The sequence below is a fragment of the Pseudomonas sp. NFPP28 genome (genome assembly GCF_900115535.1).
GTDB classification, from domain to species: Bacteria; Pseudomonadota; Gammaproteobacteria; order Pseudomonadales; family Pseudomonadaceae; genus Aquipseudomonas; species Aquipseudomonas extremorientalis.
Genome location: NZ_FOWT01000002.1, coordinates 459669 through 483620, shown reverse-complemented (window position 1 = coordinate 483620; position 23952 = coordinate 459669). Strand labels below are relative to the sequence as shown.

The following is a 23952-nucleotide window of genomic DNA, read 5'->3' as shown; positions in this document are numbered from 1 at the left end:
GTGCCAGGGAATTGACCGTGGCCGCCACGCCGCCCGCTGTGGCAGGGAGCAACAAAAGCGGCGGCAGACAGGGGCAAGACGAGCAATTGGAGTGGGGCGCAGAGTACCGACACATTAAAAAAACCGTCTTCGAGGACCCCATCATGTCGATCAACGACCGACTCACCGCGCACCTCAACCGGGGCACGGTAGGTTTCCCCACCGCCTTGGCCAGCACCATTGGCCTGATCATGGCCAGCCCGGTGATTCTCACCGCCACCATGGGCTTTGGCATCGGCGGCAGTGCGTTCGCCCTGGCAATGCTGATCGCCGTGGTGATGATGCTGGCCCAGGCCACCACCTTTGCCGAGGCGGCGTCGATCCTGCCCACCACCGGCTCGGTGTACGACTACATCAATTGCGGCATGGGGCGGTTTTTCGCGATTACCGGCACCTTGTCGGCGTACCTGATCGTGCATGTATTTGCCGGCACCGCCGAAACCATCCTGTCCGGGGTCATGGCCCTGGTGAACTTCGAGCATCTCAACACCCTGGCGGAATCGGCGGGTGGCTCGTGGTTGCTCGGCGTGGGCTTTGTGATCGTCTTTGGCGTGCTGAACGCGTTTGGCGTCAGTGCTTTTGGCCGAGCGGAAATCATCCTCACCTTCGGCATGTGGATCACCCTGATGGTGTTCGGCGTGCTCGGCTTGATCGCCGCGCCCGCCGTGCAGTTGGACGGCTGGTTCGGCGAGTCGCTGGTAGGCACCGACCTGATCACCGTGCTGTCGCTGGTGGGCATGGCGATGTTCATGTTTGTCGGTTGCGAGTTCGTCACGCCCCTGGCGCCGGACCTGCGCCAATCGGCCAAGGTGATGCCGCGCGCAATGATGCTGGGGCTGATGGGCGTGGCCACCTGCATGTTCATCTATGGTGGGGCGATGAAACGCCAGGTGGAAAACGTGGTGCTCGACGCCACGTCAGGCGTGCACCTGCTGGACACGCCCATGGCCATCCCCAGGTTCGCCGAGCAGGTGATGGGGCAGATCGGCCCGCTGTGGCTGGGCATCGGTTTTCTGTTTGCCGGCGCGGCCACCATCAACACCCTGATGGCCGGTGTGCCACGGATCCTCTACGGCATGGCGGTGGACGGCGCGTTGCCCAAGGTTTTCACCTACCTGCACCCACGCTTCAAGACGCCGCTGCTGTGCATCCTGGTGGCGATGCTGATTCCCTGCCTGCACGCGTTGTACCTGGGGGGCAACACCGACAACATCATGCACCTGGTGCTGGCGGCGGTGTGTGCGTGGAGCTTTGCCTATCTGCTGGTGACGATCTCGGTGGTGAGCCTGCGTATCCGTCGGCCGGACTTGCCACGGGCCTATCGTTCGCCGTGGTTTCCGCTGCCGCAGATCGTGTCGAGCATCGGGATCCTGCTGGGCATGTGGTTCATCACGCCTCCGGGCATGAACCCGGCAGACATCTATGTGCCGTTTGGCGTGATGCTGGCGGGCACGGCGGCGTATGCGCTGTTCTGGACCCTGGTGGTGCAGAAGGTCAACCCCTTCAAGCCGGCCTCCGTGGAGGAAGTATTGGCAAAGGAGTTCAGTAACCAACCGGAGCAGGCTGATGACGGTTATGGCGACTTTGCGGCAAAGACTGTTTGAGCTGTGGCGTGCCGATCGTGCGCCATCGGGATATCGACCGGGGGTGACCCTGGCGCACCTGCGGCGCAACCTTGGGCTGGCAACGCTTGAAGTGGACGGCGTGGGGTTCGAGATTGTCGAGCGCACCGAATCGCAATGGTTGATGCATCTGGTGCTGACCGAGTTTGTCCTGTGCGTACCGGCAGCAACGGGGGGCACGGCGAGCTTCGCGGTGCACCATGGCGGCGCGATCCGGCGCCATGGAATTCGCGTGCGGCGCTGTGCCGGCAACCAGGCGCTGGGGCGTGAGTTGCAGGCACGCTTGCTGGCCGACGAGGCCTTGTTCCAGGCGCTGATGCCGCTGGATTTCAAGCGTTTGCGCATCGAGCTGCACGACCGGCAATGGTGCGTGCGCCTGGAGCATATGGGGGGCAGCGAGGTGGTCAATCGTCTGCCGGCGTTTCGGCGTTATATCGTCCTGAGCCCGGTGCAGCGCAGTCATTTGCTCGCGGCGCTGGTCGGGTTGAATCGGGTGTTGTCGAACCTCTGATTGGCATCATTAGTGCTTGCGCAATGGGTACACAGGTTGTTGTTGCGTGCATATAGATAACATGTTAACTATTGCATCAGAACAACAAAAAGAAGCCATTGCGGAGACACCCCATGAGCATCCCACAGCATGCACACGACGGGCTGGACACTTGGAACCGCGAGCTGCGCGCCGCGTGCGGTTATTTCGAGACGGAACTGGCGTTCAACCGCTCGCTGTTCATCGGCGAGATCCGAGACTTGCCGCGCGGCGTGGCCATCCTGCGCACCAATGCCGGGCTGATCAAACGCCCGGCGCACCACGCCGACCATGACAACGACCAGGACTGTTTCCTGGTCAGCCAACGCAGCGGCTATTCGCAGATCGCGCAGAACGGCCAGACCCTGCACCTGGCGCCTGGCGAGATGTTGTTGATGGACTCGGTGGGCTCCATCGAAATCACCCCCTTCGGTTTGATCGAACACGCCTCGTTGTCACTCTCGCGCCCGCAGGTGTGCAAGCACCTGGGCGGCGACGCACGGGCTTTCGCCAAGATCTCCTCGACCAAAGCCTGCGGACGCATGCTGCATGTGCTGATGGATCAACTGTGCAAGGACGACACCGCAGACGGCGCGGGTGAAGTGGAGGCGCTGCAAACGGCCTTCGTGTCACTGCTGGGTTCGGCCCTGGAGCAGGGCGACGAGTGTCGCGAGGGCCTGGCAGCGTTGCAGGGCAGTAACCTGCGCAGCTATGTGCAGAAGGTCATCGATGAATCCCTGAGCCAGCCGGGGCTCAGCCCGATCGGTCTGGCCAACCGGCTGAATATCTCGGTGCGCCACCTGTACCGTCTGTTCGAAGAACAGGACGACAGCGTGTGCCGCTACATCCAGCGTGCGCGGCTCAAGCGCAGCGCGGATGACCTGACCAACCCGTGCCTGCGCAGCGAGTCGATCACCTCGATTGCCTATAAGTGGGGCTTTACCGACTCGGCGCACTTCAGCCGGTCGTTCAAGAAGCAGTTCGAGGTGTCGCCGAAGGATTTCCGCTCAAGCCGGATGCAGGCGGTGGGGGCATAAACGGGATCTTCAAAACAAAGGAGATCAAATGTGGGAGGGGGCTTGCCCCCGATAGCGGTGGTTCAGCCAAGCCTGTGGTGACTGACACACTGTTATCGGGGCAAGCCCCCTCCCACATTTAGACCGTGCGCGGCTCAGTCATCGGGATACTCCGTGCGGTTGAGCACCTGGCAATACGAACTGATGGGGAAGTTCGACAGCGCATCGAAGGATGCACCGGCATAGCCGAAAATCTTGCCGTCGCTGCGGTGCTGCTGCAGGTCGATCAGCACCAGGCCGAGGGTCGGTACGATCTTCTCCTGCCACACGAACAGGTACAGCTGGTCGGCGATCTTGTAGTAATGGCAGCGGTCGGTGTCGCACAGGCCTTGCTCCACGCCTTTGAGGCATTGCCAGGCGTAGAAGCGCTCGTTGAGATAGATGTGCTCGTAGACTTCGCTGGGGCTGTAGCGGTATTGGTTGCGCAGGCCCACCAGTTCGGCGGTGGGCGCATGCAGGCAGTGGCCGGCCTGCCACGGGCGGTCGAGGCTGCCGTGGAGGAAGTCGACCTCCACCGAGCTCAGTGGCTTGCCGGCCAGGGCGCGGTGGTAGAGGCCTTCGTGGGTCTGGGCCTGATCCGGCAGGCGCCCGATCACGGCAGTGAACGAGGCGTTCGGTGTGTCCAGCACCAGGCTGATCGACCAGCTATGCCCGGCCTCGTGCTTGATGAAGTCCACCAGGTACAGGCCCGGGCGAATCGAGGTGGCGCGGTAAGGCGCGTTGCCGCTGGAGTGGCCATCGGCGGCGCGCCAGGCCAGGCGGTCCTGCTCGAAACGGTGTTCGATCTGCCAGCCATTGGCGAAGTACAAGGTGAAGGCCTGGCCCGCCAGCTCGGCCAGGTTGGGCAGGATAAAGGCGTCCGGGGCGAAACCGTCAGCCAGTGCGCCTACGGTGATCCAGTCGGGAGAACTTGTCATGCCAACCCCTCCCTTACACGACGGCGAAGTAATGTTTGACGAAGCTTTCGCTGAGCACTTCCCACAACACCGGCGTGCCCTTGGTCACGAACCAGCTGTCACCGGCCTTGTAGCGCGTGGACTGGCCGGTGGATTCGTCGGTGAGCAGCACTTCGCCGGTGACCACCGTGGCCTGCTCGGCGAACGGGTAGACCATGCGGAACTTGCCCTGGGTGGTGCCGAAGTAAGCGCTGCTGACCGGGTCGGTGGGCGCGCCGAAGGTCATCTTGCCGAAAGCACGCACTTGGCCTTCGAGGATCTCGGAGCCGAGGTCGGCCACGGTGCCCCAAGGGTCGAGTTCCGAGAGTTGGACGTTATGCTTGAGGGTGGTAAGGGGCATGGCAGTTCTCCAGTTGAGTAAATAATGCGGTTAGCGGCGCCCGTTCCAGTAACCGGAAAGCTGGTGCCAGGATTTGCCCGCCGTCAGCAGCAAGGGGCGGATCGCGTCCTTTCCGATGATGGTCGGGCGATGAATCGAGCTGACCAGGTCGTAGCGCGCCGAGCCTTCGCTCATGCCTTCGGCCAGGACCTTGCAGATGATGTGGCTCGGGGTCACGCCAAAACCGGAATAGCCCTGCACGAAAAACGCGTTGCTGCGCCCCGGCAAGGTGCCGATCTGCGGGAACAGGTTGGGGCTGCACGCCATGGGGCCGCCCCAGGCCAGGTCGATTTTCACGTCCTTGAGGTAGGGGAAAATCTTCAGCATCAGTCGACGGTTCCAGGCCTTGAGGTCACCGGGAATATGCTCTACCAAGGGTGTGGCCGCGCCGAACAACAGGCGGTTTTCCTGGGTGACGCGGTAGTAATCGATCACCGGGCGAATATCGCTGTAGGCCCCGCGAATCGGGCTGATGCGCTGGATAAGCTCCTCTGACAACGGCTCGGTCATCATCTGGAACGCGTAGGTGTTGATGGTCGAACGGTGCAGCTCCGGCTCCAGCTTGTTGAGGAAACTGTCGCAGGCCCACAGCAGCTTGCTCGCGCGCACCGAGCCACGGCCGGTGCGCACGGTGATGCGTTCGCCGTAGCTGACTTCCAGCGCCGGGCTGTTCTCGAAAATCCGCACGCCATGACCGGCCAGCGCGGTGGCTTCGCCCAGCAGCAGGTTGAGCGAATGCACATGTCCGCCGCCCATGTGCAGCAGGGCACTGCTGTAGGCCTTGGAGCCGATGATCTGTTGCACGTCGGCGCCGCCGAGAAAGCGGATTTCGTGCTGGCTGTTGATCGACTTGAAGTCCTTTTCCCAGGCGCGCAGGGTTTTTTCCTGGCGGGCATTGAAGCCCATGTAGCCGTAGCCGTGGCAGAAGTCTGCGTCGATGTTGTACTTGGCGATGCGGTTCTTGATGATGTCTGCGCCCAGGTCGCTGATCTCGAACACCTGGCGCAGGCCGTCTTCGCCCACGTCCTTCTTGATCTTCTCCAGGTCATGGCCGATACCGGCCATGATCTGCCCGCCGTTGCGGCCGGTGCCGCCGAACCCCAGGTAGCGCGCTTCAAGCACCACGATGTTGGTGATGCCTTTTTCCGCCAGTTCCAGGGCCGTGTTGATGCCGGAAAAACCGCCGCCAATCACCACCACGTCGGCGTCGATGTCCTGTTCCAGGGTGGGGAAGCTAAGGTTGTATTTCTTGGTGGCGGTGTAATACGTAGGGGTTTCGATGTTGATCATGGCGCAGCCTGAAAAAGTGAAGGAAGGCTCTGAAGCGGATGCCTCCATTAGGTGCCATGGCAGGATGGAAGTCTTGACCCTGCGTGCCCAGGCATTTGATTCAGCGCGCCATGGGCGGTGCGCTCGACAAGTTATAGCGCGCTCGCCGGCAGGGAATGTTAGAGTTTCGTTAAATTATTAACTAAATACTTCGTGACCCTGATCCCTATGTCCAAACCTCGACAATCCCTGACCCTGGCCTTGCTGCAAGCCCGCGAAGCCGCCATGAGTTTTTTCCGTCCGTCCCTGAATGAACACGGCCTGACCGAACAGCAATGGCGGATCATCCGCATCCTCGAGCAATACGGTGAACTGGAGATTTACCAGTTGGCGGAACTGGCCTGCATCCTCAAGCCGAGCATGACCGGCGTGCTGGTGCGCATGGAAACCGCCGGCATGGTGCACCGGCGCAAGGCCGAGCAGGACCAGCGCCGGGTACTGGTGACGTTGGCTGACAAGGGCAAGGCCAGCTTCGAGTCGATGAGCCAGTGCATGGAGGCCAACTACCAGCGGTTGCAGGATCAGTTTGGCGAAGAGAAGTTGCAGACCCTGCTGGGTCTGCTGGATGACTTGAAGAACATCAACCGCTGAGGTAACAGCTGAGTCCCCACCGAGCAAAATGTGGGAGGGGCTTGCCCCCGATGGCGGTGTGTCAGTCACCAGATGTTTGGCTGAACCACTGCTATCGGGGCCAGCCCCCTCCCACATAAGATCTCAGTAGACGCCACTACTGTGGCCGGCCGTGGGCGTGCCTTTGAATTTCCCCGCCAGCGCCTGCAACCCACGCATCAATACAGTGGTATCCACGCCCACCGCGACAAAGGTCGCGCCCAGCTCAATGTAGCGCCGCGCCAGGTTTTCATCTGCGCTGAGTATCCCCGCCGCCTTGCCCGACTGCACGATGCGTGTGATCGCATCCTCGATCGCCGCCTGCACATCCGCATGCCCGGGATTGCCCCGGTGCCCCAGCGACGCACTCAAATCCGCCGGGCCGATAAACACACCGTCCACGCCCTCGACGGCGGCAATTTCATCCAGGTTCGCCAGGCCTTCGCGGTTTTCGATCTGCACCAGCAGACACATCTGTTCGTCCGCCTGATCCAGGTAGCCGGGGATGCTGTTCCAGCGCGACGCCCGCGCCAGGGCACTGCCGACACCGCGCATGCCCTGGGGCGGGTACCGCATGGCACGTACCAGGTCACGAGCCTGGGCGGCGCTTTCCACCATGGGCACCAGCAGCGTCTGGGCGCCGATATCCAGCAGTTGCTTGATCAATGCGCTGTCGCCGATGACCGGGCGGATCAGTGCCTGGCTGGGGTAGGACGCGATGGCCTGCAACTGGCCGAGCATGCCGTGCAGGTGATTGGGCGCGTGTTCGCCGTCGATCAGCAGCCAGTCGAAACCGGCATTGGCGGCCAGCTCTGCGCAATAGGCGTCGGCCAGGCCGAGCCACAGGCCAATTTGCACCTCGCCACTGTGCAAGCGTTGTTTGAAGCGGTTGATGGGCAGGTCCATGGCAATCCTCCAGGGTTCAGATGAAGCGGCAGGCAATCGACCCAAGCAGGTCGTAGTCGACATGGAACGTATCGCCAGGGCGGGCCGCGACCGGTCGGGTGAAGGAGCCGCCGAGGATCACTTGCCCCGGCAGCAGGGTCACGTCATACGGCGCCAGTTTGTTCGCCAGCCAGGCCACGCCTTTGGCCGGGTGGTTGAGCACCGCCGCCGACACGCCGGACTCTTCGATCACGCCATTGCGGTACAGCACCGCCGGCACCTTGCGCAGGTCGATCTCGGTCGACCGCACGGCACGGCCACCCAGCACCACGCCGGCGTTGGCGGCGTTGTCGGAGATGGTGTCGAAGACCTTGCGCGTCGCGTTGGTCTGCGGGTCTACCTGCTGGATGCGCGCGTCGATGATCTCCAACGCGGGGATCACCCACTCGGTGGCGTCGAGCACATCGAACACCGTGCAGTTGGGCCCCTTGAGCGGTTTGCCGAGGATAAACGCCAGCTCCACTTCCACTCGCGGCACGATGAAGCGTTCGAAGGGAATGTCGCTGCCTTCGTCGAAAAACATGTCATCGAGCAGGGCGCCGTAGTCGGGCTCGGTGATGTTCGACGAGACCTGCATGGCCCGTGAGGTGAGACCGATCTTGTGGCCTTTGAGAGTGCGCCCGCCCTTGATCTTCAGTGCGACCCAGGCGCGCTGGATGGTGTAGGCATCTTCGATCGTGATATTCGGATAGTCGAGGGAAAACTGGCGCACTTGTTCGCGGCTGCGTTCGGCGCGGTCCAGGCGGAGGGCGGCATCAAGGATCTGCTGGGAGTCGAGCATGGCAACGGTCTCTAGTCTGGGTTGACGATGGCGGCGTGGGTGCGCAGCACCAGCAGGCCGCCGAGGGCGATGAACAAGGCAAGTACGTACAGCGCCAGGCTGGCGCTCTGGGTGGCGTCGCGCATCCAGCCGATCAGGTACGGCGCGAGGAACGCGGCGACGCTGCCGAAGGAGCTGATCATGGCAATGCCGGCGGCCTGGGTGGTGGTGGATAGATACGCCGGTGGCAGTTGCCAGAACATCGGCAGGGCGGCACTGGCGCCCGTGCCGGCAACCACCAGCCCGCCCATCACCAACAGCGGATTGCCCGGCGCCAGGCCGGCCACGGCGATCCCGACCGCCGCCATCAGCAGTGGCACGCACAGGTGCCAGCGGCGTTCGCGATGGCGGTCGGAGGAACGCCCGCAGCCAATCATGAAGAAGCACCCGGCCAGGTAGGGCACGGCGCTGAGCAGGCCGACCTGGCTGTCGCGGCCGATGCCGGCGCCGTGGATCAGGGTGGGCATCCAGAACGCCAGGGTGTTCACTGCCAGCATCACGGCGAAGTACACCGCTACCAGTAGCCATACCTGCGGGTCGCGCAGGATGGCGCCGAACGAGGTGATGGTCTTGCGCTGTTCCTCGCTGCGCAGTTGGTCGCGCAACTGGTGTTTTTGCTCGGCGGTCAGCCAGTGCACCGCGTCGAAGCCGTCCGGCAGCCACTTGAGCACCACCAGCCCCAGCAGCACCACGGGCAGGCCTTCGATCAGGAACATCCACTGCCAGCCACGCATCCCGCCGACATCGTGGAAGTGTTCGAGGATCGCCCCGGACAACGGCCCGCCCAACACCCCGGCCATGGGCACCGCGATGGCGAACAACGCGGTGACCTGGCCGCGGCGGCGAGCCGGGTACCAGCGGTTGAGAAACACCAGGATGCCCGGGAAAAAACCGGCCTCGGCCACCCCCAGCAAAAAGCGCAGCACGTAGAAACCACGGGCGCTCTCCACCCACAGCATGCCGGTGGACAACAGGCCCCACATCACCATCAGGCTGGCGATCCAGCGCCTGGGGCCGACGCGGTCCAGGGCCATGTTGCTCGGCACGCCGAACAGCGCATAGGCGATGAAAAACAGCCCGGCGCCGAAGCCGTAGACCGTGTCGCTGAACTGCAGGTCGCTGCTCATCTGCATCTTGGCGAAGCCGATATTGATGCGGTCCAAGTGGGCGAACAGGTAACACACCAGCAACAGCGGCAGCAGGCGCCACGTCACTGAACGATGGGTACGGTCGTGCTCGGCCAGCACGCGGCTGGCGGTGGAGTGGGCTGTGCTCATGATGTTGTACTTTTTGTCTGAGAGGCCGTGAGGAGAGCAGCGGGTTTTACCCCGCCGGGTTGTTCAGGAACGCATGCACATTGTTCTGCTTGAAATTGAGTTGCGGGTGCAGCTCGACCATCTCGAATGACAGCGCCAGCAAACGTTGCGCCTGCAACTCGGCAAAGTGCGCGGTGATCACCGCGAACACCGTTTCGGCCACCGCCTGGCGCGTGGCCAGGTCGCGGCCATGGCCGACCTTGAGGGTCATGTGCACAAAGGCGTAGTCGTGCTTGCCATCGGCCATGCGCCAGGTGTCCAGGCGTACGCCACGGCTGCGAATACCCCCGAGGGGGAACACGCCACTGTCGCCCAGCACGCGGTGGATTTTTTCAAACAGACCGGGCAGGTCGGCCTGTGGTTCGAGGTTGTCGGTGTACTCGGCGATAAAGTGCGGCATGGGGTGCTCCCGGTTCTACAGGGGGAAAATCGCATTGACCTGGCCGGTGCCCGAACTGCCGAACGGCGGCGTGATGATCTCGGCGGGCCTGGCGTAATCCGGCCCACCGAGCAGCCCCAGGAGCATCGCGGTGTCGTGCATCTTGCCTTCGCCGAAGCAGTGCTCGGCGTAGTCCGGCAGCATCGCGCAGAACTCCTTGAAGCGGCCCTGCTTCCACATCTCCACTACGTGCAGGTCCACTTGCTTGTCGAACTCGCGGGTCCAGGTGTGGATATTCGCCTCCGCCTGGCGGTCGTCCGAGAAACGGTGCGACAAGGAGCCTGAGGCCAGCACCAGCACCTTGCGGTCACTCTTTTCGATTGCCCGGCGTACGGCGGCACCGAATGCGAAGCTGTCTTCGAGGCGGTGCCAGGCGCACCAGGCGGCGATGGAAATGACCTTGAATTTCTCATCCTCCGGCACGTCCATGTGCATGTAGCGCATGGGCACCAGCGTGCCGTATTCCAGCTCCAGGCTCGGGATGTCATGGGCCATGCTGCGCATGCCGGCCAGGTTGGCCTCGGCGGCGATCAACGCGCCCAGCTCGGGGCAGCCGGGGTAGGCGTATTCCATGTTCTTGATGAAGTGCGGCAGCTCGTTGCTGGTGTAGGTGCCCTGGAACCGCTCGCCGCAATTGACGTGGTAACCGCTGTTGACCAGCCAGTGCACGTCGAACACCACCGCCGTGTCGGCGCCCAATTCGCGGGCGCGCCGGCCGATCTCCTTGTGACCGGCAATCGCCGCTTCGCGACAGCCGTGATGCTTGCCGGGCAGTTCCGACAGGTACATCGACGGCACGTGGCAGATCTTCGCTGCCAGGACCACTTCGCCCATGATGATTCTCCAGGTTCATTATTGTTGTTGGAGCGCCTTGGCGGGGGTTAAACACCCCAACGCGGAATGTGATGGCTGCCCATGGAAATGCACACGTTCTTGATCTCGGCAAACACTTCGAAGCTGTACTGGCCGCCTTCACGCCCGGTGCCGGAACCTTTCACCCCGCCAAATGGCTGGCGCAGGTCGCGCACGTTCTGGCTGTTGATAAATACCATGCCGGCTTCGATCCCGCGCGCCAGGCGATGGGCCTTGCCGATGTCCTGGGTCCAGATGTAGGAGGCCAGGCCGTACTCGGTGTCGTTGGCCAGTTGCAGGGCCTCGGCTTCGTCCTTGAAGGGGATCAGGCACACCACCGGGCCGAAGATTTCTTCCTGGGCAATGCGCATCCGGTTATTCACATCGGCAAACACGGTCGGCTGGATGAACTGGCCTTTGCTCAGGTGCGCCGGCAGGTTGGCCGGGCGTTCCAGGCCGCCGGCGAGCAGGGTGGCGCCTTCCTCGATACCGATCCTGATATAGCCGGTGACCTTGTCGTAGTGGGCCTGGGTGATCATCGAGCCGACCTGGGTCTTCGGATCCTGCGGGTCACCGACGATCAAGCGTTTGGCGCGGGCGGCGAATTCGGCGACAAACTGCGGGTAGACGCTTTCCTGGATAAAGATGCGGCTGCCGGCGGTGCAACGTTCGCCATTCAGGGAGAAGATGGTGAACAGCGCCGCATCAAGGGCGCGCTCAAGCTCGGCATCCTCGAAGATCAGCACCGGCGACTTGCCGCCCAGTTCCATGGAGTATTTTTTCAGGCCGGCGGTCTGCATGATCTTCTTGCCGGTAGCGGTGCCACCGGTGAACGAAATGGCACGCACATCCGGGTGCCGCACCAGCGCGTCACCGGCGGTGGCGCCGTAGCCCTGGATCACGTTGAGCACGCCGTTGGGAATCCCGGCTTCCACCGCCAGGCGCCCCAGTTCATTGGCGGTCAGCGGCGACAGCTCCGACATCTTCAACACCGCCGTATTACCCAACGCCAGGCACGGCGCGGTCTTCCAGGTGGCGGTCATGAACGGCACGTTCCACGGCGACACCAACCCGCACACGCCCACCGGCTGGTACAGGGTGTAGTTGAGCATCTGATCGTCCACCGGGTAGCTGTGGCCATCCATGCGCGTGCAGACTTCGGCGAAGAAATCGAAGTTGTGCGAGGCGCGGGGGATCAACACGTTCCTGGTCTGGTGGATCGGCAGGCCGGTGTCGAGGGTTTCCAGTTCGGCCAGGTGCGGCACGTTCTGTTCGATCAGTTCGCCGAGCTTGCGCATCAGGCGTGCGCGTTCCCTGGCCGGGGTGTTGGCCCACTTCGGGAATGCCGCTTTGGCGGCCGCTACGGCCTGGGCCACTTCCTCGGCACCGCCGCTGGCGACTTCGCCAATCGCCTCGCCGGTGGCCGGGTTGTAGTTGATGAAGGTGTCTTTGCTTTCGACCTCACGGCCGTTGATCCAGTGTTTGATCATGCTGCTCACGCCTCTTTCCGGGCGGAGAAAAACTCCGCCTCGCTGACAATCCGGTTGACCAGGCGGCCCACGCCTTCGACTTCCACCACCACTTCATCGCCGGGCACCACGTCGGCCAGGCCTTCGGGCGTGCCGGTGGCGATCATGTCGCCGGGTTGCAGGGTCATGAAACTGGACAGGTATTCGATGAGGTACGGGATGTCGAAAATCATGTCGCGGGTGCTGCCTTCCTGGCGCAGTTCACCGTTGATCCAGGTGCGCAGGGTCAGGTTGCCCGGGTCGGGCACATCGGCCACATCGACGATCCACGGGCCGACCGGGGTGGTGGCATCGCGGTTTTTCACGCGCAGGTTGGGGCGGTAGTAGTTTTCCAGGTAGTCGCGGATCGCATAGTCGTTGCACACCGTGTAGCCGGCCAGGTAGTCCAGGGCGTCGGCGCGCTTGACGTTGCGCGCGGTCTTGCCGATCACCGCCACCAGTTCGCACTCGTAGTGCATGTAGGCGACGTCGTCCGGGCGCCAAGTGACCTGGCGGTGGCCGGTGTAGGTGCCGACGGACTTGATGAAGGCCAGGGGTTCGGTGGGTGGGGTGAAGGCCAGTTCAGCCGCGTGGTCGGCGTAGTTCAAGCCCAGGGCGAACATGCTGCCGGTGGCCGGTGGCAGCCATTGCACCTGGTCTTCGGCGAGCAGGCGACCATCGCTCAGGCGCACGGCGTTGTCGGCTTGCACCTGAACGGCGTGCACGTCACCTTTAAAGCGGATACGGGCGTGTTTCATGCTTGAGTCTCCGCTTGAATGTGATTGAGCAGACGGCCCACGCCGTCGATCTCGACTTCTACCCTGTCGCCCGGCAGCACATCCACGCGGCCTTCGGGGGTGCCGGTGATCAGCACATCGCCGGGGTGCAGGGTCATGAATTCGCTGATTTCGGCGAGCAGTTGCGCAATATCGCGCACCCAATTCGCCGTGGTGTTTTCCTGGCGCAGTTCGCCGTTGACCCACAGCTTGAGGCTCAGTTGACCGGGGTTGGCGACTTGGTCCCGAGGGATCAACTGCGGTCCGAGGACACAAAAACCATCGCGGCACTTGGCTTTCACGGCGGGGCGGTAGTAGCTGTCTTCCGGCAGGCTGAATTCATTCACCACCACATAGCCGGCCACATGGGCCATGGCATTTTCCAGGCTGACACGACTGGCGAGCTGGCCGATCACCACGCCTAGAGCGGGGCCGGGTTGCAGGCGTTCACCCTGGGGGTGCAGCACCACGCCACCCTGCTCGTTGCGCGTATTCGGGGTTTTGATAAACAACACCGGCTTGCTCGGCGGCTTCTGGTAGGGCGCCTGCTGGAAGGCGGCGAGATGCTGGTCCAGCAGGCCCTGGTAGTTCAGCGCAACGCCGAACAGGGTGCCGCTGGCAACATCATGCAGGGTACGGCTCATGCGTTTCTCCTGGCGGTGGCGACTGCTGCATAGGCAGTTCGTTAATGTGTTAACGTTATAATTAATATGTTAACTACCGTCAAGCGTGGCAAAATCAGGCAGCATCAAAACAACAAGAAGAGGGCACCGTGCAGCCGATCCCCAACATCAACATCGGGCAGGTCTACGACCAGCGTTACAGCGATGCCGAGGTGCATTACGACAAGCTCGGCAACCTGGCGGGTTTTTTCGGGCGCAACATGCCCGTGCATCGGCATGACCGGTTTTTCCAGGTGCATTATGTGAAAAGCGGCGCGGTACGGGTGTACCTGGATGACCGCCAGTTCGTGGAGTCCGGGCCGATGTTCTTCCTCACGCCGCCCACGGTGCCCCACGCCTTTGTCACCGAGGCGGATGCCGATGGGCATGTGCTGACCGTGCGCCAGCAGTTGGTGTGGGGATTGATCGACGCTGATCCCAGCCTGGCCTCCGGCGCAGCCTGCGTGGCGCTGAACGCAGGTGACCAAGGCCTGGATCAGCTGTTCGAAGAACTCAACGATGAGATCAACGCCGAGCGGGCAGGGCGCGCCGCCGCATTGGACAGCCTCACGCGCCTGATCATGATTCGCCTGCTGCGCCTGTGCGCCCACTCACTGCCCGCGCGCCCGACCCGGCACGAAGACCTGCGCATCTTCCATCGCTTCAATGAACTGATCGAGGCCCACTATCTGGAGCACTGGCGGCTGGCGCGTTACGCCGAGGGGATTGGCGTGACCGAGGCGCGCCTCAATGAGGTGTGCCGGCGCCTGGCCGACCTGCCGTCCAAGCGCCTGATCCTGGAACGTGTGATGCAGGAAGCCAAGCGCCTGTTGCTGTTCACCGGCAGTTCCGCCAACGAGATCTGCTACCAGCTGGGCTTCAAGGACCCGGCGTATTTCAGCCGGTTTTTCCTTCGGTATGCGCGGATGACGCCGGGGGAGTATCGGCTGCGGCAGTCGGGCTTGCGCTGACGTCCCACGCGCCGCCCAGCGCTGTATACAACTTCACTTCCGCCACCAGTTGCGCCAGGCGGTCGACGATCAACGCCTGTTGCGAGCTGAACAACGTACGTTGCGCATCCAGGAAGGTGAGGTTGCTGTCGACGCCACTGCGGTAGCGATGCTCGGCCAGGTTGTAATACTGCTGGTTGGCCGCGACGAAATCCCGTTGCGCCTCCAACTGGTCGGTATAGGTCTGCCGCGCCGCCAGGCCATCGGCGACTTCCTGGAAGGCGGTCTGGATCGATTTTTCGTACTGCGCCACGCCGATGTCTTTTTGCAGTTTGGCGTAGTCGAGGCTGGCGCGCAGGCTGCCGGCGTTGAAGATCGGCAGGTTGATCTGCGGTTGGAACGTCCAGCTGCCCGAGCCGCCCTTGAACAGCCCCGACAGTTCGGTGCTGGCGCTGCCGGCGTTGGCAGTCAGGCTCACCGACGGGAAAAACGCTGCACGTGCCGCGCCGATATTGGCGTTGGCGGCGCGCAACTGGTATTCGGCCTGGAGGATATCCGGGCGGCGTTGCAGCAAGTCCGAGGGCAGGCCGGCCGGCACGCGGGCCACCAGGTCGGCGGCGAGTGGACGCGACGGCAATTGTTCGTCCACCGGGCCGCCCACCAGCAGGGCGAGGTTGTTGAGGTCCTGGGCGACCTGGCGCTCATAACGGGCCACGCTGGCGCGGGTGCTTTCGACGCTGGTGGTGGCTTGCACCACGTCCAGCGCCGAGGCTTTGCCGGCGGTTTTGCTGCGGCTGGTGAGGCGCAGGCTATGCTCGTTGGCCACCAGGGTTTGCCGCGCCAGGGCCAGCAATTCCTGGTCGGCACGCCAGGTCAGGTAGGCATTGGCGACGTTGGCGACCAGGCTCAATTGAGCACTGCGCCGCGCCTCTTCGGTGCCCAGGTAGGAGAGCATGGCCTGTTCGCTGAGGCTGCGGATGCGGCCGAACAGGTCCAGCTCATAGGCGCTGATGCCCAGGGTCGCGGAATAGCTGGAGGTGATGGCGGCCTTGCCGGTGCCGGTCACGTCCCCGGGCACACGCCGACGCTGGCCGGCGCCGGTAGCGGACACCGCCGGGAACAGATCGGCACGCTGGATACGGTACTGCGCCTGGAACGCCTCGACGTTCAACGCAGCCACGCGCAAGTCGCGGTTATTGACCAGCGCATCGCCAATCAACCCTTGCAGCGCCGGGTCGTGGAACAGCTGCTGCCAGTCCGATGTGCCGGACTGCGCCAGCGCATACACGCCAGCCTGGGGATACTGCGCAGGCACGGGCGCCGCAGGCCGGTGGTAGTCCGGGATCAGCGAACAGCCGCCAAGCATCCAGGCCATCGCAAAGGTACTCAATTTATGCATCAGGCGCCCACCATCCACTTGGCCAGACCGTGCCTTCCACTCACGCCCAACTTGGCAGCGGCGCGCTTGAGGTAGGTTTCGATGGAGCTGTTCTTCACGCTGAGTTTCTCCGCGATCTGCGGCACGGTGCCGCCGGTCAGCAAGCCGAGGCACACCTCTTGCTCGCGCGCCGACAAGGTGATGTCGCCCAGGGACAGGCGCTTGTAGAACTCACGTTGCAATTGCGATTGCTCCAGCAACGTGTGGGCCGGTTCGACCTCGGTGTGCGGTGCCTGGCGCAGGCTCTGGGCGTGGCACTCGATCAACGGCAGCAGGGTGTCCGACAGGCACTTGAGAAACGACAACTCGGCCAGGGAAAACCCGCGCTGGGTCGGCGGGCGATAAAACGAAATCACACAGCGCCGGTTGCCCTGGCGCGACACCAGATTGCACTGGTGTGAGGTGTCACGCGGGTCTGTGCTGTTGGCCTTGGCTTTCAACTGGATCAGCAGCGGGTCCTGCATGCCGAGCATTTCGCGCAACAGCGGATGGTCGTCCATGGAGTTCAGGGCCAGGGGCGGCAGGTCCTGCGTCTGGCCGGCGCTGCCCAGCAGCTTGATATCGAGCACACGGTCGCGTAGCTCGTCGAGGGTCCATTCGCTCAGATCCACCAGGTGGATCGGCACCCACTTGTCCACCAGGTGCAGCATGTGGGCGGCAAAGCCCGGGTGGCCACTGCTGGCAATCAACTCGCCCATTTCGGCGTAGAAATGGGGGCTTTGGGTGTTGGCAATACTGCTGGTCAAACTCATAGCCTTCTCATCCTTGATATCGAAAACCGTGTACAGACCCTCTGGGCCTCTGCGGGGCGATCCGTTGCTCACACACCAGAGTCGGTATTCGAACGTGTATTTAGCCAGTGGATTTGTCCTACGTATGTAGCGGAAACGAGGGACATAACCTGCCATAAAAACCACGTCATTAATTCGACGTTTCTGAGAGGTAATTCCCACTACGAATAGCCAATGGAGATTTTTATGTTTAAGTAACTCTTTGATAGATAAGTAAAATATTATCTTTAGAAAGCGTTCGCACAAAAAAGCATCGGCCAGATATAGCCAATGTCCTACAACTCTTTAATCGTTTCAGCAATGAACCATCAGCCAAGCCCGGTCTATCCATTCGGATGTCCGGGTTTAGGGTGACAGACAGCCCCTGGCCCCCATGCTCCAATCCGGCCCATTCGTCGTAATGGGCACCCCTGCGCGGCCAGTGCCTGACCTCCATGAGAAGGATCTTATGAAGCATTCACCCAGCTTCCCCCTTACCGCCGCCCAGCAGGACATCTGGCTCGACCAACTGCGCGCAGGCGACTCGCCGCTGTACAACATCGGTGGTTATGTGGACTTTGCCGGCGCCATTGACCCCGGCCTGATGCAGCGCGCCGTTGAATGCCTGGTGGCCAGGCACGACGCGTTGCGCACGCAACTGCACAGCGACGCCGACGGCCTGCCTCGCCAGACCTTCGCTGCCACCTTGGCTGTGGACCTGGCGCTCCATGACGTTTCCAAGGCTTGCGATCCGCAGGCCGCGAGCCACGCCCTGATGCAGGCGCAAATGGCCCTGCCTTATGCGATGCAGGGTGCGCCGTTGTTCCGCTTTTTCCTGGTCAAGCTCGACGACGATCACTACCGCCTCGGCACCCAGGCGCATCACCTGATCCTCGATGGCTGGGGCTTCGGCCAGATGCTGCAATCCCTCGCGCAGCTGTACACGGCCCTGGCGCAAGGCCTACAACCGGACTCGCCGGCGCCTTCCTACATCGATTTTATCGACGCAGACCAGCACTACCACGCGTCAGCCCGTTATGCCCGCGACCGCGCCTATTGGCTGGACAAATACCGCTTGATTCCGGAGCCGCTGCTGACCCCACGGCACACGGCCAAGGCCGCGAGCAATACCTTGGCGCAGGCGTTTCCGGTGGCACTGCTCAACCGAATGGAACAGGTGGCCAACCGTTACCAGGCGTCGGCGTTTCATGTACTGCTGGCGGCCCTGTATGTGTATTTCACCCGCACCGCCCAACGCGAGGAATGGGTGGTGGGGGTGCCGATTCTCAACCGTTCCAATGCACGGTTCCGCTCCACCGTCGGGTTGTTCACCCAGGTCAGCGCCGTGCGCTTGCAGTTTGATGAGCAGTCGCCGTTCAGCGGGGTGGTGCGTGGGGTGCGCGACCAGCTCAAGCAGGACTTCCGCCACCAGCGTTTCCCCCTCAGCGAGATGAACCGTGAGTTGGGCCTGCGTCGCAGCGACCGCGGCCAGCTGTTCGACCTGTCGGTGTCCTTCGAGCAGGACGACCATGAACTGCGCTACGGCACGACAGTGGCCCGTGCGGTCAAAGTGTCCAACCACCACGAGCCGCTGCCCCTGGCCCTCCACCTGCGCAGCAATCGCTACCAGGACACCGCTTGCCTGCATTGCGTCTACAACGAGGCGTACTTCCAGCACGATGAAGTGGCGGCCCTGGCGCAGCGCCTGACCTGGCTGCTGGAACAGGGGCTGGAAGACACCGCGCTGACGATCAGCGATTTTTCCCTGGTGACACCCGCCGAGCAGGCGCGGTTGCAGCAATGGAACGCCACCGCCCAGCCTGTCACCCAGCCACACACCCTGCACGCGCGCATCGAAGCCCAGGCCGCGCGCGCACCGGACGCCGTGGCGGCGGTGTACCAGGGGCGGCACCTGAGCTACGCCCAACTCAACCAGCAGGCCAACGCGCTGGCCCATCAACTGCTGGAGCGCGGCGTGCAGCCTGACGACCGGGTGGTGATCCTGGCGCGGCGTGGTCTGGATACGCTGGTGGGTTTGCTGGCGATCCTCAAGTCCGGCGCCTGCTACGTGCCAGTGGACCCGGCCCATCCCGCCGAGCGCCTGAATTACCTGCTGCAAGACAGCGACCCGGTGGTGGTGCTGACCCAGCACGATTTGCTGCATCGTTTGCCTCAGTTGACGGTGCCGGTGATCCAGCTCGACCGCCCGACCTTCCACCTGGGCACCAACCCTCGCGTCGCGGTCAGCCCCTCTCACCTGGCCTACGTGATCTACACCTCCGGCTCCACCGGTTTGCCCAAGGGCGTGATGGTCGAGCACCACAGCGTCTCGAACCTGGTGGACTGGCACTGCCGGGCCTTCGACCTGCATGCCGGCAGCCACACCGCCAGCGTCGCCGGTTTCGGTTTTGATGCGATGGCCTGGGAGGTCTGGCCGGCGTTGTGCGTGGGCGCCACGCTGCACCTGCCGCCCGCCCATGATGGCGCCGAAGACATCGACGCGCTGCTCGGTTGGTGGCGGGCACAGCCGCTGGACGTCTGCTTCCTGCCGACGCCCGTGGCCGAATACGCCTTCAGCCAGGGCCTGCACCACCCGACCCTGCGCACTCTGCTGATCGGCGGCGACCGACTGCGTTCTTTCTCCCAGGCGCAGTCCTTCGCCGTGATCAACAACTACGGCCCTACCGAAGCCACGGTGGTCGCCACCTCCGGCCCCATGGCCGTCGGCCGGCCATTGCATATCGGCGCGCCTGTCGCCAATGCCAGGGTGTATGTGCTGGACGCGCAGCAACGGCCGCTGCCCATCGGGGTGGCAGGCGAGCTGTACGTGGGCGGCCAGGGCATCGCGCGGGGTTACCTCAAGCGTCCCGAGCTCAGTGCCGAGCGATTCCTCGACGACCCCTTTACTCAGGGGCGCATGTACCGCACCGGCGACCTGGTACGCTGGCTGCCGGACGGCAACCTTGAGTACCTGGGGCGCAATGACGACCAGGTGAAAATCCGTGGCGTGCGCATTGAGTTGGGCGAAATCGAAACGGCCCTGGCCACGCATCCGCATATTCAGGACGCCGTGGTGCAAGCCCGCGAAGGGCAGTTGCTGGCCTGGTTCGTCCCCCGTGAAGCTGTGCCGATAGAAGCCTTGCGCGCCCACCTGCAAGCATCGCTGCCCGACTACATGCTGCCAGCCGCCTACATGCAGTTGGACGCGTTGCCCCTGACCGCCAACGGCAAGCTTGATCGCAAGGCGTTGCCCGCACCGACCCAAGAGGCGTTCGTCACCCGCTTGTATGAGGCGCCGCACCTCGGCGTGGAAAGCGTACTGGCGCAGATCTGGGCCGAGCTGTTGCAGGTGCAGCAGGTTGGGCGCCACGACCACTTCTTCGAACTGGGCGGGCATTCGTTGCTGGCCGTGCAATTGGTGCAACGCATGCGCCAGGTCGGGTTGCATGCCGATGTGCAGGTGCTGTTCGGCCAGCCGACCCTGGCGGCCCTGGCGGCGGCAAGTGAGCTCAGCGATGTGGACGCCCCCGACCTGGCCGAACTCGACCCTGCCAGTTTTGATCTGATCGTCGCGAGCATTCCCGGCGGCGTGGCCAATGTGCAGGACATCTACCCGCTGGCGCCGTTGCAGGAAGGTTTGCTCTACCACCACATCACCGATGAGCGCGATCCGTATCAGCAGCAGGCGCTGTTCAGCTTTGCGCAGCGCGAGCAGTTGGACGCGTTTGCCCAGGCCCTGCAACAAGTGATCAACCGCCACGATATCCTGCGCACCAGCCTGGTGTGGGAAGCCCTGGAGCAACCGATGCAAGTGGTGTGGTGCCAGGCGCAATTGCGCGTTGAACCGCTGCGCGAGGACCCCGCGCCGCTGGATTTGCGCCAGGCGCCGCTGATGGCCCTGGACTATGCCGAAGAGCCGCAGCACTCGCGTTGGGTTGCGCGGCTGCGTTTCCATCACCTGGTCAATGACGCCACCTCGACCACCCTCCTGATGCAGGAAATCCGCGCTCACTTGCTCGGCCAACAGGCGCAACTACCGGCGTCGGTGCCGTATCGCAATGTGGTGGTGCAAGCCCGTTCGCCGGCACGTCAAGCGGCGCACGAGGCGTTCTTTCGCGAGCAGTTGGGCGATGTCGACGAGCCGACCCTGGCCTTCGGTCTCCAGGAGCGCCAGGCGGATCGGGCGCACACCGAAGAAGCCGAACGTGGCTTGAGTGACAGCCTCAATCAACGTTTGCTTGCCCAGGCGCGTGGTATGGGAGTGAGCACCGCCAGTCTGTTCCACCTGGCCTGGGCCCAGGTGCTCAGCCGTATCGCCGGCCGCGATGACGTGGTCTTCGGCACCGTGCTGCTCGGCCGTTTGCAGGCGGGCGAGGGTGCCGATCGCGCCCTGGGCATGTTCATCAACACCCTGCCGCTGCGGGTGCGCCTGGCCGGGCGCACGGTGACCGAAGCCCTCACGCATACCCACGCACGCCTCAGTGCCTTGCTTGCCCATGAACAAGCCTCCCTGGCGCTGGCCCAGCGTTGCAGCGGTGCGTCGCCATTGTTCAACAGCCTGCTCAACTACCGCCACACCGACGCCGAGCGTGACCTGACCCTGGTGCCGGGCATTGCCTTGCTCAGCAGTGAGGACATCCTCAGCTACCCGCTGATGCTGACCGTGGACGACACGGTCAACGGTTTCCGGATCAAGGCCAAGGCGCCGCAGCAAATTGGCGCCGGTCGGCTGCTCGACTACCTCGAAACCACACTGATCAACTTGGCGGACACGCTGGACCAGGCGCCACAGACACCTTTGCGCGACGTTCAGGTACTGCCCGCCGGCGAGCTGAAAACCCTGCTGGTGGACTTCAACGCGACCGACACCGACTACCCCGACACCTTCACGGTGCAGGCGCTGTTCGAAGCCCACGCACGGCATATCCCCCATGCCATCGCCGTGCAGGCCGGCGAGTTGCAACTGACCTACCGCGAACTCAACGAACGCGCCAACCAACTGGCCTTCCATCTGCGTGAGCGCGGTGTGCAGCCGGACGCCCGCGTGGCGCTGTGCGTCGAGCGTGGATTGGAGCTGGTGGTGGGCCTGTTGGCCATCCTCAAGGCCGGTGGCGCCTATGTGCCGCTGGACCCGGGTTATCCGCGCGAGCGCCTGGCCTACATGCTCCACGACAGCCAACCGGTGGCGCTGCTGGTACACGCCGCCACCCGTGACGTGCCGGGTGACGTGTCGATCCCGGTGATCGACTTCGACCACTGCGCGTGGAGCCAGGCACCTGTCGGCAACCCGCTGGTGCCAGGGCTGAGCGGGGCCAACCTGGCCTACGTGATGTACACCTCGGGCTCCACCGGTACGCCCAAGGGCGTGATGATCGAACACCGTGGCCTCGGCAACCTGATGCACTGGGGCTCGCAGCTGTGCCCCAATGCCGAGGGCGGCGCGCTGTTGCAGCGGGCGCCGTTCAGCTTCGACGGTTCCGTGTGGGAGCTGTTCTGGCCGCTCACCAACGGCATGCGCCTGGTGTTGGCACGGCCCGATGGTCATCGCGAACCGGCCTATCTGGCGCAGCTGATTCGCGAGCAGAAGATCACGGTGATCAAGTTCGTGCCGGCGATGTTGCAGCAGTTCCTTGAGCTGGAAGAGTCAGCGCTGTGTACCAGCCTCACTGATGTGCTGTGCGGTGGTGGCGAACTCACCGAAGCCCTGGCTCGTGGCGTGCAGGCGCGCTTGCCCAAGGTGCGCCTGCATAACGTCTACGGCCCCACCGAAGCCACGGTGGACAGCAGCGCCTGGACCCTGGAACCCGGCGCGCCGGTGCCGGCATTGCAGTTGCCGATCGGGCGGGCGATCAACAACACGCGCCTGTATGTGCTGGATGAGCACGATGCGCCGGCGCCCATGGGCGTGAGCGGTCAGTTGCACATCGGTGGGGTCGGCGTGGCGCGGGGTTACCTGGGGCTGCAGCAGATGACCGCCGAGCGTTTTATCGACAGCCCGTTCGTGGTCGGTGATCGCCTGTATCGCACTGGCGACCTGGTGCGCTACCTGCCTGACGGCAATCTGGAGTTCCTCGGGCGTAACGACTTCCAGGTCAAACTGCGCGGTGTGCGCTTGGAACTGGGGGAAATCGAGTCAAGGCTGCTGGTGCATCCGGCGTTGCGTGAAGTGGCGGTGTTGATTCGCGATGAACGCCTGGTGGCGTACTTCACCGCGCGTGCCGAGGCGCCGAGCCCGGATGCGTTGCGCGCCCATGTGCTGGAGCAATTGCCGGAATACATGGTGCCGGCGGCGTTTGTGCAGCTCGACGAATTACCGCTCAACCCAGCGGGCAAACTCGACCGCAAGGCCTTGCCGGAGCCGGGGTTGGGGGCGGTGGTGAGCCGAGCCTATGCCGCGCCGGTCGGAGCCGTGGAGAGCTTGATGGCCGGGATCTGGGCTGAGGTGCTGAAGTTGGAGCGGGTGGGGCGACACGATCATTTCTTTGAGTTGGGGGGGCATTCGTTGTTGGCGGTGAACCTGGTGGCGCGGATGCGCAAGGCGGGGGTGGAGGTGGATGCGCGGGCGTTGTTCAGTCATCCGACGGTGGCGCAACTGGCTGGGTGTGTGTTGACGCAGGTGCAGCGGGTGGAGGTGCCTCAGGCGGCTATTCCGCAGTTGGGGCGGCGGCGGCGGATTTGACGGGGCGCCTCAGATCGAAAGCAAGATCAAGAGCGACTCGCTTCGCATCGTAGATACGCTGCTTTTGTAGTCATTACATGGATGAGCGAAGTCGGCGTTAGCGTCGCGCAGAGAGCAGGTCTTTAGCATTATGCAGTGCCGTTTGTCGGGTTCTTTTTTTCACGTCTGTAGGAATAAGTTCCGTTTTGCAAGATATACCTGCGGTGGTGTTGGATTTTTCGATTAGTTGGATAATTTTTAAGGTGTTAAATTTACATG

At 63.3% G+C, this 23952-nt stretch carries 19 protein-coding genes; 6 read left to right on the top strand and 13 right to left on the bottom strand.

Annotated elements, in window-relative coordinates; all coding sequences use genetic code 11:
* Positions 1-143: 143 nt before the first annotated feature.
* The 3 genes from BM110_RS07645 to feaR all read left to right on the top strand — a co-directional run bounded on the left by BM110_RS07645 (position 144) and on the right by feaR (position 3227).
* On the top strand, positions 144-1643 hold the full coding sequence (locus tag BM110_RS07645; RefSeq protein ID WP_092244502.1) for an APC family permease: 1500 nt from the start codon (positions 144-146) through the stop codon (positions 1641-1643).
* Entirely contained in the window at positions 1606-2172 is a 567-nt protein-coding gene (locus tag BM110_RS07640; RefSeq protein ID WP_093124466.1) for a DUF3156 family protein, read from the top strand. Before BM110_RS07645 ends, BM110_RS07640 begins: the two co-directional genes overlap by 38 nt.
* 113 nt (positions 2173-2285) lie before the next feature.
* Complete coding sequence (gene feaR, locus BM110_RS07635; protein WP_092244508.1) at positions 2286-3227, top strand: transcriptional regulator FeaR; 942 nt, start codon at positions 2286-2288, stop codon at positions 3225-3227.
* 134 nt (positions 3228-3361) lie between these two features.
* Here feaR and BM110_RS07630 read toward each other — a convergent pair whose 3' ends face one another.
* Genes BM110_RS07630 through BM110_RS07620 form a run of 3 tightly spaced genes read right to left on the bottom strand, consistent with a single transcriptional unit; the run spans position 3362 to position 5891 of the window.
* Positions 3362-4183: a molybdenum cofactor biosynthesis F family protein gene (locus BM110_RS07630; protein ID WP_093124462.1), complete on the bottom strand. Its 822-nt coding sequence runs from the start codon at positions 4181-4183 to the stop codon at positions 3362-3364.
* Between the two features lie 13 nt (positions 4184-4196).
* A complete protein-coding gene (locus tag BM110_RS07625) occupies positions 4197-4562 on the bottom strand; it encodes a cupin domain-containing protein (RefSeq protein ID WP_093124459.1) in 366 nt (121 codons plus the stop codon).
* Positions 4563-4592: 30 nt separating this feature from the next.
* Positions 4593-5891 carry an NAD(P)/FAD-dependent oxidoreductase gene (locus BM110_RS07620; RefSeq protein ID WP_093124456.1) on the bottom strand — a complete coding sequence of 433 codons (1299 nt, stop codon included), beginning with the start codon at positions 5889-5891 and terminating at the stop codon, positions 4593-4595.
* Positions 5892-6098: 207 nt separating this feature from the next.
* On the opposite strand from BM110_RS07620, the gene hpaR reads away from it, so the two are divergent.
* A complete protein-coding gene (gene hpaR, locus BM110_RS07615; RefSeq protein WP_092244522.1) occupies positions 6099-6521 on the top strand; it encodes a homoprotocatechuate degradation operon regulator HpaR in 423 nt (140 codons plus the stop codon).
* A 123-nt stretch (positions 6522-6644) separates the two neighbouring features.
* Here hpaR and hpaI read toward each other — a convergent pair whose 3' ends face one another.
* From hpaI to BM110_RS07575, 8 genes are read right to left on the bottom strand one after another with little or no spacing between them, the layout of a single operon-like run.
* Positions 6645-7445: a 4-hydroxy-2-oxoheptanedioate aldolase gene (gene hpaI / locus BM110_RS07610; RefSeq protein ID WP_092244525.1), complete on the bottom strand. Its 801-nt coding sequence runs from the start codon at positions 7443-7445 to the stop codon at positions 6645-6647.
* Between the two features lie 16 nt (positions 7446-7461).
* On the bottom strand, positions 7462-8265 hold the full coding sequence (gene hpaH, locus BM110_RS07605) for a 2-oxo-hept-4-ene-1,7-dioate hydratase (RefSeq protein WP_093513017.1): 804 nt from the start codon (positions 8263-8265) through the stop codon (positions 7462-7464).
* Positions 8266-8276: 11 nt separating this feature from the next.
* Complete coding sequence (locus BM110_RS07600; protein ID WP_093513015.1) at positions 8277-9581, bottom strand: MFS transporter; 1305 nt, start codon at positions 9579-9581, stop codon at positions 8277-8279.
* Between the two features lie 46 nt (positions 9582-9627).
* Positions 9628-10020, bottom strand: coding sequence for a tautomerase family protein (locus BM110_RS07595; RefSeq protein WP_092244535.1), 393 nt, complete (start codon positions 10018-10020; stop codon positions 9628-9630).
* Positions 10021-10035: 15 nt separating this feature from the next.
* On the bottom strand, positions 10036-10893 hold the full coding sequence (gene hpaD / locus BM110_RS07590; protein ID WP_093513013.1) for a 3,4-dihydroxyphenylacetate 2,3-dioxygenase: 858 nt from the start codon (positions 10891-10893) through the stop codon (positions 10036-10038).
* Between the two features lie 47 nt (positions 10894-10940).
* Positions 10941-12401 carry a 5-carboxymethyl-2-hydroxymuconate semialdehyde dehydrogenase gene (hpaE, locus tag BM110_RS07585; protein WP_093124948.1) on the bottom strand — a complete coding sequence of 487 codons (1461 nt, stop codon included), beginning with the start codon at positions 12399-12401 and terminating at the stop codon, positions 10941-10943.
* A 5-nt stretch (positions 12402-12406) separates the two neighbouring features.
* Entirely contained in the window at positions 12407-13177 is a 771-nt protein-coding gene (locus BM110_RS07580) for a fumarylacetoacetate hydrolase family protein (RefSeq protein ID WP_093513011.1), read from the bottom strand.
* Positions 13174-13839 (bottom strand): fumarylacetoacetate hydrolase family protein, encoded by a 666-nt coding sequence (locus BM110_RS07575; RefSeq protein ID WP_092244544.1) that lies wholly within the window; start codon positions 13837-13839, stop codon positions 13174-13176. The genes BM110_RS07580 and BM110_RS07575 overlap by 4 nt, the downstream gene beginning before the upstream one ends.
* 128 nt (positions 13840-13967) lie before the next feature.
* Here BM110_RS07575 and hpaA point away from each other — a divergent pair, with 128 nt between their 5' ends.
* On the top strand, positions 13968-14828 hold the full coding sequence (gene hpaA, locus BM110_RS07570; protein ID WP_093513009.1) for a 4-hydroxyphenylacetate catabolism regulatory protein HpaA: 861 nt from the start codon (positions 13968-13970) through the stop codon (positions 14826-14828).
* On the opposite strand, the gene BM110_RS07565 is transcribed toward hpaA, so the two are convergent.
* On the bottom strand, positions 14755-16206 hold the full coding sequence (locus tag BM110_RS07565; protein ID WP_093513007.1) for an efflux transporter outer membrane subunit: 1452 nt from the start codon (positions 16204-16206) through the stop codon (positions 14755-14757). The genes hpaA and BM110_RS07565 overlap by 74 nt on opposite strands.
* The gene (locus BM110_RS07560) at positions 16206-16997 is read right to left on the bottom strand and encodes a helix-turn-helix transcriptional regulator (RefSeq protein ID WP_093513005.1); all 792 of its coding nucleotides are present in this window, start codon (positions 16995-16997) and stop codon (positions 16206-16208) included. The genes BM110_RS07565 and BM110_RS07560 overlap by 1 nt, the downstream gene beginning before the upstream one ends.
* Before the next feature lie 487 nt (positions 16998-17484).
* Between BM110_RS07560 and BM110_RS07555 the strand changes: the two genes are divergently transcribed.
* Entirely contained in the window at positions 17485-23694 is a 6210-nt protein-coding gene (locus tag BM110_RS07555) for a non-ribosomal peptide synthetase (RefSeq protein ID WP_093513003.1), read from the top strand.
* Positions 23695-23952 lie beyond the last annotated feature (258 nt).